We start from the raw sequence: 8,387 nt of genomic DNA on the forward strand, positions 1-8,387 counted from the left end.
GTCGCCGGGGCTCGGGTCAGGCGCCGTCCAGCGGGTTGGCGGCGATCCGCCCCGCGACGTCGTTCCGGACCGACGCCGCGGCGGCGCTGTCCGGCTTGCGCCTGGCCTGGTCCTCGAAGCAGGCCAGGAACTCGGCGCCGAAGCCCAGTCTGGGATGGCGGGCGAGCAGCTCCGCCCGCGCGTCCGGCGCGAACTCCTCGGGCCGCCGCCCGACCACGTCCCAGCTCGTGGCGACCTGCAGCAGGTGGGACTCCGGGTCGTCGGCGGCGGACACGTCGGCGCGCATGTGCAGCCTGATGATCTCGGCGGCCCGCTCGGCGCGCTCGGCCGGCCAGCCGGCCGCCGTGCCGAACACCCAGGCGAGCTGCCCGCCCGCCTCCTCGAACGGCAGCCGGTGGCTGTCGAAGGGCTCGGTCAGCCCCATGTCGTGGAGCAGCGCCGAGACGTAGTAGAGCTCGTCGTCGAAGGCGATGCCGTGGGCCGCGCCGTACATCGCTCCCCACAGGTAGGCGCGCACGCAGTGGTTGAGCAGCGCGGGCGAGCAGTGACGACCGGCCACCGACAGCGCCGCGGCGGCGGCGGGAGTCTCCGGGAACATGCCTTCAGCCTTTCATCCGGCCGCCGGATCTCGTCGGCAGGGGCCGCCACTTGCCTTCTGAATACCATAGGGGGGTATAGTGTCTTCAACGGCAACGAGCCGAGGGAGGGCTGACATGGCTGGACACGGCAGTGGCAAGCAGGACCAAGGGATGCGGTTGCGCCGCATCGAGGGGCAGGTCCGCGGCCTGCAGCGGATGGTCGAGGACGACAAGTACTGCATCGACATCCTGACCCAGGTGTCGGCCGCGACCAGCGCCTTGAAGTCGTTCTCCCTGTCGTTGCTGGAGGACCACCTGGCCCACTGCGTCGCCGAGGCCACCGCGAAGGGCGGCCCGGAGGCCGAGGCCAAGGTCAAGGAAGCCTCCGACGCCATCGCCAGACTTGTTCGTTCCTGACCGGATTGAGGGAGAGACCGATATGAGCACCACCACCTACACCGTCAAGGGCATGACCTGCGGCCACTGCGTCAGTTCGGTCAAGGAGGAGGTCGGCGAGGTCGCCGGGGTGACCGGCGTCGAGGTCGATCTGGCCTCCGGCCTGCTGACCGTCGAGAGTGACAGCCCGATCGACGCGGCGAAGATCGTCGCCGCCGTCGAGGAGGCCGGGTACGAAGTGGCGAACCAGTCGTGAACACCGCAGCCAAGCTCGGCTCCTACGCCCTGGGGCTGGCCGTCGTCTTCGGCGGGGCCCTGGGCGCCGGCAAGGTCGTGGGCCCGGTCGGGGCCGCTCCCGCCGCCGACCACAGCGCCATGACGGCCCCCGTGGAGACCGCGCAGAGCGCGGGCCACAACCAGCACACAGCCCAGCAGCCGACGACGACGAAGAAGAACGATACCCCCGGGGGGCTCCAAGTGTCCGAGAACGGTTACACCCTCAACCCGCTCACCACGTCGCTCAAGCCCGGCGAGCCGGCCGACTTCCGCTTCTCCGTGACCGGCCCCGACGGCCGCCCGGTCACCGACTACCAGGTCCAGCACGACAAGAAGCTGCACTTCATCGTGGTCTCCCGCGACCTGGGCAGCTTCCAGCACGTCCACCCGGAGATGTCGGCCGACGGCATCTGGTCGGTCAAGGTCACCTTCCCCGAGGCGGGCGGCTACCGGGCCTTCGCCGATTTCGCGCCGACCGGCGGCGCGGCCCTGACGCTGGGCGCCGACCTGGCCGTGGCGGGCGACTACCAGCCCAAGCCGCTGCCGGAGACCGGCCGCACCTCCAAGGTCGACGGCTACGAGGTCACCCTCGACGGCGACCTGACGCCCGGCCAGGCCAGCAAGCTCACCCTCAAGGTCAGCAAGGACGGCAAGCCGGTCACCGACCTGCAGCCCTACCTCGGCGCCTTCGGCCACCTGGTCGCCCTCCGCGGCCGTGACCTGGCCTACCTGCACGTCCACCCCGACGGCGAGCCGGGCGACGGCAGGACGCAGCCGGGGCCCGAGATCGTCTTCTACGCCGAGGTGCCGAGCGGCGGCGACTACCGCCTGTTCCTGGACTTCCAGCACGAGGGCGAGGTCCGTACCGCCGACTTCACGCTTGCGGCCGGGCCGCGGCCCGCCACCCCCGACGCGTCGGCGACGCCCGCCGGGCACGGCAACCACAGCCACTGAGAAAAGCCACTGGGAAAGGGGAACGGTGATGACCTCTGTCACCGATGACCGGCAGAACGCGGTCGAACTCTCGATCGGCGGCATGACCTGCGCCTCGTGCGCCAACCGCATCGAGCGCAAGCTCAACAAGATGGACGGCGTGACCGCCACGGTCAACTACGCCACCGAGAAGGCGAAGGTCACCTTCCCCGAAGGCGTCGATCCGCAGCAGCTGATCGCCCAGGTGGAGGCGGCCGGCTACACCGCCGCGCTGCCCGCGCCGCCCCGCTCCGAGGGCGAGCCGGGCGAGCGGGAGCCGGAGGACGAGCTGCGCCCGCTGCGCAGCCGGTTGATCACCTCGGTGGTGCTGGCGGTGCCGGTGATCGCGATGGCGATGATCCCGCCGTTGCAGTTCACCAACTGGCAGTGGATGTCGCTGGTGCTCACCGCGCCGGTCGTCGTCTACGCCGGCTGGCCGTTCCACAAGGCCGCCTGGACGAACCTGCGCCACGGCGCCGCCACGATGGACACGCTGATCTCGGTCGGCACCATCGCCGCGCTCGGCTGGTCGCTGTGGGCGCTGTTCTTCGGCACGGCCGGCACCCCGGGCATGACCCACCCCTTCGCGTTCACGATCGAGCGCACCGACGGGTCGGGCAACATCTACCTGGAGGCCGCGGCGGGGGTGACGGCGTTCATCCTGGCCGGCCGCTACTTCGAGGCCCGCTCCAAGCGCCGGGCGGGCGCCGCCCTGCGCGCCCTGCTGGAACTGGGCGCCAAGGACGTCGCGGTGCTGCGCGACGGCGTGGAGACCCGCATCCCCAGCGACCGGCTGGCCGTGGGCGACCTGTTCGTCGTGCGGCCCGGCGAGAAGATCGCCACGGACGGCGTGATCGAGGAGGGCACCTCCGCGGTCGACGCCTCGATGCTGACCGGCGAGTCGGTGCCCGTCGAGGTGCGTCCCGGCGACACGGTCACCGGCGCGACCGTGAACGCGGGCGGCCGGCTGGTCGTCCGCGCCACCCGGGTCGGTGCCGACACGCAGCTCGCCCAGATGGCCAAGCTGGTCGAGGACGCCCAGACGGGCAAGGCGCAGGTGCAGCGGCTGGCCGACCGCGTGTCGGGCATCTTCGTCCCGATCGTGATCGCGCTGGCTCTCGGCACGCTGGGCTTCTGGCTCGGCACCGGCGACGGCGTCGGCGCGGCCTTCACCGCCGCGGTGGCCGTGCTGATCATCGCCTGCCCGTGCGCGCTCGGCCTGGCCACCCCGACGGCGCTGCTGGTCGGCACCGGCCGGGGCGCGCAGCTCGGCATCCTGATCAAGGGCCCCGAAGTGCTGGAGTCCACCCGCCGCATCGACACGGTGGTGCTCGACAAGACGGGCACCGTCACCGAGGGCCGGATGACGCTCACCGGCGTGCACCTGGCCGAGGGCGAGGACGAGGCCGAGGTGCTGCGCCTGGCGGGCGCTCTGGAGCACGCCTCCGAGCACCCGATCGCCCAGGCCATCGCCAAGGGCGCCGCCGCCCGCGTCGGCGACCTGCCCACCCCCGAGGACTTCGCGAACGTCGAGGGTCTCGGCGTCCAGGGCGTCGTCGAGGGGCACGCGGTCCTGGTGGGCCGGCCGAGGCTGCTGGAGGAGTGGTCCCAGCACCTGCCGTCCGACCTGGAACGCGCTCTGCACGCCGCCCAGGCGGGCGGCCGGACCGCCGTCGCGGTCGGCTGGGACGGCAAGGCCCGCGCGGTGCTGGTGGTCGCCGACGTGATCAAGCCCACCAGCAAGGAGGCCATCCAGCAGCTCCGGGCGCTCGGTCTCACCCCGGTCCTGCTGACCGGAGACAACGAGGCCGTGGCGAGGACGGTGGCCGCCGAGGTCGGCATCGACGAGGTGATCGCCGAGGTGCTGCCCGCCGACAAGGTGGACGTGGTCAAGGAGCTCCAGGGCGAGGGCAAGGTCGTGGCGATGGTCGGCGACGGCGTCAACGACGCGGCCGCGCTCGCCCAGGCCGACCTGGGCCTGGCCATGGGCACCGGCACGGACGCCGCCATCGAGGCGTCCGACCTGACCCTGGTCCGCGGTGACCTGCGGGTGGCCGCCGACGCGATCAGGCTCTCCCGCCGGACGCTCGGCACCATCAAGGGCAACCTGTTCTGGGCGTTCGCCTACAACGTGGCCGCCCTGCCGCTGGCCGCGCTCGGCCTGCTCAACCCGATGATCGCGGGGGCCGCGATGGCCTTCTCCAGCGTGTTCGTGGTCAGCAACAGCCTCCGGCTACGCCGCTTCAAGTGAACAACGGCCTCAAGTGAAGAGGGCTCCGGGCACGACGCCCGGAGCCCCTTTCGCGTACCCGGCCCGTGCACAGCCGGAGCACCCCTGCTCACCCCGCTCGCCGGGCCGGTCAGGGGCGGACCGCGCCGAGCAGCCGGGTGCGCCAGTAGTCGTCGAGGTCGACCACCTTGACGACGTCACCGGTCTGGGGCGCGTGGACCATCTTCCCGTTGCCGGCGTACATGCCCATGTGGCCGAGCCCCTTGCTGAAGAGCAGGTCGCCGGGCTGCAACGCGTCGAGCGAGACGCGTCTGCTCGCGCCCCAGGCCCATTGCGTCCAGGTGGTGCGGGGCAGCTCGACGCCCGCGGTGCGCCAGGCGGCCTGGGTGAGGCCGGAGCAGTCGTAGGAGCTCGGGCCCTCGGCGCCGTACTGGTAGGGCTTGCCGACCTGGGCGAAGGCGAACTGCAACGCCAGGCGGGCGTTTCCGGAGGCCGAGCCGGTGTACCTGATGCCGGCGCTGTTCGGATCGCCCGCCCGGAAGGCGCCCAGCCTGCGCAGGAGCTTCGTCTGCGCCTTGACCAGCTTGTCGACCTTCGCCTTCTCCGCCCGCACCTTGTCGCGCGCCGCGTCGGCCTCGGCCAGGACGGTCCGGGCCTCGTCGCGCCGGGCGCGCAGGTCCTTGGTGGTGGCCTGGAACGCCGCCAGTTTCGCCGCTCTGGCCCGGGAGATCTGCTCCAGGGCGGCCATGCCGCTCAGCACCTCGTCGGGGGTGCCGTCGGCGACGAAGCGGCCCCAGGTCGTGAGCGGGCCCGACTGGTAGTCGCTGACCACCGCCGAGACGAGGTCTTTGCGTAACCCGTCCGCCTGGGCGTTCTTGCTCGCGACCTCGGCGTTGAGCGCGTCGTACTTCTGCTTGGCCTTCTTGTGCGCCTCGGTCGCCTGGTTGTACTGCTCGACCACCTCGTCGGCCCGCTCGTTCAGCTTCACCAGCCTGGCCTTGGCCTTGGCGGGCGACGGATCGGCCGAGGCGACGCCCGGGATGGAGACCGCCGCGACCGCCGCAAGTGTCACGGCCACTGCCGCTCGCCCCAGCCTCGTCGCCACGACCACTACGATGCCTCCTCGTACGCCTCCATGCCTGAGGCGGAATAGTACCGAAGGTCGCCCTGCTTGTTGGCATTTCGCCCGTACTATCCGGCGTAACAGGCCGTCGTTCCGGCTCGTGTGGGGATACGCACGCCAGGTCCGGCGCGTTCACCGGAACGCCGAAACGCCCGGCTCCCGATGGGAGCCGGGCGTCTCTCGACGATCTCAGCGGGCCGCGCGGTGCTCGGCGGCGCGACGGGCGTCGGCCAGCGGCTTGGACGGGACGATCAGCGTGGGGCGCGCGGTGGCGTGCATGACGTGGGTGGACGTGCTGCCCGACAGCAGCGCCCGCAGCCCCTGCCGGCCGCGCGAGCCCAGGACGATCAGCGAGGCGTCGACCTCCTCGGCGGCGTCGACGATGGCGGCGGCGACGACCTCCTCCGGGACCGAGGCGACCCGCGGCTCGGCCCGCAGCCCGAGGGAGCGGGCGAGGTCGGCGCCCTCGGCGGCCAGCCGTTCCGAGGCGTCCATGGTCCTGGCGTCGATGTCCCGCAGGTCCTCCAGGGCGGGATGCCCTTCGAGGTGGGCGGCGAGGCTCTCCAGGGGCTGACGGGCGTACAGCACCACCGCGGACGCGCCGGGGAACAGCCGGGCGGCCTCCTCGACGGCGTGGCGGGCGTCGGGTGAACCGTCGTAGGCGATGAGGATGGACATGAGGATCTCCTTCGGAGCTGTGAGCGTCGAGGTCAGCCGCGGGTGGCGGCGGTGGTCTCGGCGGTGTCGGCGGCCTCGGCGGGTGCGGCGCCCCGCGAGCGGAGCGTCAGCGCGGCGATCAGGGCGCCGGCGACCGCGATCCCGGCGGCTCCCACGAAGGCCGAGGAGAAGCCGTCGGTCAGCGCGGGCAGGTTCCCGAGCTGGGCGGCGCCGTTGGCGGCGGCGACGGCCGTCATGGCGGCCAGCCCGAGGGCCGAGCCGACCTGGTAGCTGGTGTTGACGATGCCGGAGGCCAGGCCGCCCTCCTCGGGACGGGCCGAGGAGATGGCGGTGCCGAGCGAGGGGATGAAGGCCAGCGACATGCCGAGCGCGGCCACCAGGCTGGCGGGCAGGACGTCGACCGCGAAGCTGCCCTCGGGGCTGATCAGCGACAGCCAGCCCATCCCGACCGCGAGCAGGACCAGGCCCGCCACCGTGACGGCCTTGGGGCCGAACCGGTTGATGGCGCGCGGCGCCAGGACGATCATGCCGAGCATGATGAGGACGGTCATCGGCACCAGGGCCGCGCCGCTGGGGAAGGCGCTGTAGCCGAGGACCTGCTGCAGGTAGAGGTTCAGGAAGAACCACATCGGGATCCAGGCCCCGCCGAGCAGGAGCTGGGTCAGGTTGGCGGCGGCGAGGTTCGGCGTACGGAAGATCGACAGCCTCATCAGCGGCTCGCGGCGGCGGGCCTGGATCGCCAGGAAGGCGATGAGCAGCGCGATCGCGGCGGCCAGCACGCCCCAGGTCTGGGCGGAGCCCCAGCCGACCTCGGGCGCCCGGACGATGGCGTAGACGGCCGCGCCCAGCCCGGCGGTGACGGTCAGCGCGCCGAGGATGTCGATGGAGCCGCGCTGGGACTGACCGGCGGGCATCAGCGGACGGGTGGCGAAGAGCGCGACGAGCGCGATCGGGATGTTGATGTAGAAGACCCAGGGCCAGCTCAGGTACTCGGTGATGACGCCGCCGAGGAACACGCCCGCGGTGCCGCCCGCCGGGGCGGCCGCGCCGTACAGGGCGAGGGCCTTGGTGAGCTCCTTGGGGTCGTGGCCGAACAGCATCATCAGCAGGGTCAGCGCGGACGGGGCGATCAGGGCCGCGCCGACGCCCTGGACGGCACGTCCGGTGAGCTCGACCCACACCTCGGGGGCGATGCCGGCGACGAGCGAGCCGGCGAGCAGGATGAGCCAGCCGGCGCCGAACAGCTTGCGTGCGCCGAACAGGTCCGAGAGCCGGCCGCCGAGCAGCAGGAGCCCGCCGAAGGCGACGACGTAGGCGTTGAAGACCCACGACAGGTTCTCCTGCGAGAAGCCGAGGTCTTCCTGGATGCGGGGGAGGGCCACGCCGATGATCGACGTGTCCATGATGACGATGAACTGGGCCGTGGCGATCAGGGCCAGGGCGGTCCATCGCCGGGGGGATGGTGCGGACATGAGCATTCTCCAGCGCTACGCCGTACCCCGGTGGGGATGCGGGCGGGTCTTTTGGGTTCCCCGGAAATACCGGTAGGGGGTATCTGGCGATGAACATACATACACCGGGGGGGTATCTGTCAAGTCCGCGCGCCGGAGACCGTCCGGGCGGCACTGCCTGACGGCGGGCCCACGTGCGCCGGCGATGCGGAAGGGCGACCGCGCGACGACGACATTCCCGCAGCTCCGGCGGCCTATGGCGGGGCGTCGGGGGGTGATGTGTCACGGGGCAGGGACGCGCAAGTGACACATGCGCGGGGCTGGGTGTGCGGGACGTGTCGGGGGCGAGGGCGTGCGGGGTGCGTCGGAGGGCGGGGGTGGCGGTGGGCCGGGAGATGTGCCGGGCGGGGGTATGCGGCACGTGTAGGGGGCCGGGGGCGCGGGTCAGGCGGCGATCTGCGGGATGGGTGGGGGGCTGGGGTATGGGGATGGGGCGCGCGGTATGCGGGGCGGGGGTATGCGCCACGCGTAAGAGGACTGGGTATGCGGGCCGGGCCGCGCCTCCATACCTCACCCTCGCACCCCGGCCCTCGCACCCCGGCCCTCGCACCCCGGCCCTCGCACCCCGGCCCTCGCACCCCGGCCCTCGCACCCCGGCCCTCGCACCCCGGCCCTCGCACCCT

Annotated in this window: 8 protein-coding genes; 4 read left to right on the plus strand and 4 right to left on the minus strand. The window is 72.4% G+C overall.

The window, feature by feature from the left end:
* Nucleotides 1-16 precede the first annotated feature (16 nt).
* Complete coding sequence (locus tag ACWCSD_RS07065) at nt 17-598, minus strand: HD domain-containing protein (protein WP_397161896.1); 582 nt, start codon at nt 596-598, stop codon at nt 17-19.
* 115 nt (nt 599-713) lie between these two features.
* Here ACWCSD_RS07065 and ACWCSD_RS07070 point away from each other — a divergent pair, with 115 nt between their 5' ends.
* From ACWCSD_RS07070 to ACWCSD_RS07085, 4 genes are read left to right on the plus strand one after another with little or no spacing between them, the layout of a single operon-like run.
* Entirely contained in the window at nt 714-995 is a 282-nt protein-coding gene (locus tag ACWCSD_RS07070; RefSeq protein ID WP_352356023.1) for a metal-sensitive transcriptional regulator, read from the plus strand.
* A 22-nt stretch (nt 996-1,017) separates the two neighbouring features.
* Nucleotides 1,018-1,230, plus strand: coding sequence for a heavy-metal-associated domain-containing protein (locus ACWCSD_RS07075; RefSeq protein WP_358301136.1), 213 nt, complete (start codon nt 1,018-1,020; stop codon nt 1,228-1,230).
* Nucleotides 1,227-2,204: a hypothetical protein gene (locus ACWCSD_RS07080; protein WP_449913494.1), complete on the plus strand. Its 978-nt coding sequence runs from the start codon at nt 1,227-1,229 to the stop codon at nt 2,202-2,204. The genes ACWCSD_RS07075 and ACWCSD_RS07080 overlap by 4 nt, the downstream gene beginning before the upstream one ends.
* A 28-nt stretch (nt 2,205-2,232) precedes the next feature.
* Complete coding sequence (locus ACWCSD_RS07085; RefSeq protein WP_397161894.1) at nt 2,233-4,473, plus strand: heavy metal translocating P-type ATPase; 2,241 nt, start codon at nt 2,233-2,235, stop codon at nt 4,471-4,473.
* Nucleotides 4,474-4,582: 109 nt separating this feature from the next.
* Here ACWCSD_RS07085 and ACWCSD_RS07090 read toward each other — a convergent pair whose 3' ends face one another.
* The 3 genes from ACWCSD_RS07090 to ACWCSD_RS07100 all read right to left on the minus strand — a co-directional run bounded on the left by ACWCSD_RS07090 (nt 4,583) and on the right by ACWCSD_RS07100 (nt 7,725).
* On the minus strand, nt 4,583-5,530 hold the full coding sequence (locus tag ACWCSD_RS07090) for an NlpC/P60 family protein (protein WP_449913495.1): 948 nt from the start codon (nt 5,528-5,530) through the stop codon (nt 4,583-4,585).
* A 234-nt stretch (nt 5,531-5,764) separates the two neighbouring features.
* Nucleotides 5,765-6,253 carry a universal stress protein gene (locus tag ACWCSD_RS07095; protein ID WP_352356013.1) on the minus strand — a complete coding sequence of 163 codons (489 nt, stop codon included), beginning with the start codon at nt 6,251-6,253 and terminating at the stop codon, nt 5,765-5,767.
* 32 nt (nt 6,254-6,285) lie between these two features.
* Complete coding sequence (locus ACWCSD_RS07100) at nt 6,286-7,725, minus strand: MFS transporter (RefSeq protein WP_387678559.1); 1,440 nt, start codon at nt 7,723-7,725, stop codon at nt 6,286-6,288.
* Nucleotides 7,726-8,387: the final 662 nt, after the last annotated feature.

Source organism: Nonomuraea sp. NPDC001684 (assembly GCF_053596515.1).